Annotated in this window: 1 protein-coding gene; it reads right to left on the bottom strand. The window is 55.9% G+C overall.

The features are described 5' to 3' along the window. Nucleotides 1–244: 244 nt before the first annotated feature. Complete coding sequence (locus tag Q8M88_RS06870) at nt 245–664, bottom strand: hypothetical protein (protein ID WP_305595721.1); 420 nt, start codon at nt 662–664, stop codon at nt 245–247. Nucleotides 665–1,063 lie beyond the last annotated feature (399 nt).

Below are 1,063 nucleotides of genomic sequence, written 5' to 3'. Positions count from 1 at the left end.
GCCGAGGCTCGGCCGGGGTCTCTTGCAGAGCCCTCAGTAGCTCTGGACGTCGGCGACGACGTTCAGGTTCGAGGTTGAAGTACAGGATGTCTTGGAGCTCATCCAGATCTGCAGATAGCTCACTCCACCGCTCCAGTGATTCCTCGCTGAAACGGTCTAACTCAGTGATCCCTTTGATTGGGGGCGTGCCCGCGGCGGCACCCCGCGGGCTTGGTGGAGTCGGCTTACCGCTGCGCCCTCTCAATTACTTGACCTGCACCTGATTTGTCATGGCTTGGATGATAAATCGCCGCAGTCTGTCGTACCGCCCAAGACGGATCATATCGCGCGGGGAGATGTCTCCCAGTAGCGGGTTTCTTGCCCGAAACCAAGCAACTGTCTTCTCGGGATCTCCCGAAAACTGTTTGGCAACCAAGTTGATGGTGGATGCGATCTCTTCCATCCGGTCTTGAACAGCCTCGGGAATGTTGTCATCCCAGCGTACGGAGGACTCTGCGACAGCGGCGATGCGGCCCACGTCAGCCTTCTTCAAGGACAAAAACTGAGCAGCCTTCCTCGCATTGAATGTCGTGCCATGACCGAACTGCAAAAGGTCCTCAGGCACTGTGTCGAACAGGCCAAATCCAGACTGGCCAGAGGCCTGGCGGACTGCGGTTGCTTCCATGATGCCCGTCGATGAGGTGAAAAGGTAGGTCGTTGATTATGTCAGAAACACGGTTGAACCACGTTTGAACCACTGTTATAACCATTGCAGATGACAGAGCGATAGCTTTTATCCACCGAAAGCCGCCCCGCCAAGCCCGCTTCTCACATCTCTATGCGCGAGCATACGGCTCAAGACGTGAAGTGTAGTAACACTGTTACGAGTACGACGTAAAGGTGCGACTCTGAGCCCCATCGCCCCCGAAATCACGGAGCGGCTCAATATAAACCATTGATTTATATGGAGATCGTTGTACTAATTCTGTGACTTCGTCGCAAAAGTGCCGTCCGGCACTTGACCGCGTCCACCTGACCTCCGACCCTCGGTCAGCCAGGACACTTCCAGGCGTCCGCTGCTGCC

Source organism: Phenylobacterium sp. (genome assembly GCF_030693805.1).
Taxonomy (GTDB): Bacteria; Pseudomonadota; Alphaproteobacteria; order Caulobacterales; family Caulobacteraceae; genus Phenylobacterium.
Note: the sequence above shows the minus strand (reverse complement) of the source record. Positions and strands in the feature narration are given on the sequence as shown.

Excerpts from the sequence above, each read along its gene's own strand:
- Q8M88_RS06870 (WP_305595721.1), bottom strand. The coding sequence starts at position 664 with ATGGAAGCAACCGCAGTCCGCCAGGCCTCTGGCCAGTCTGGATTTGGC.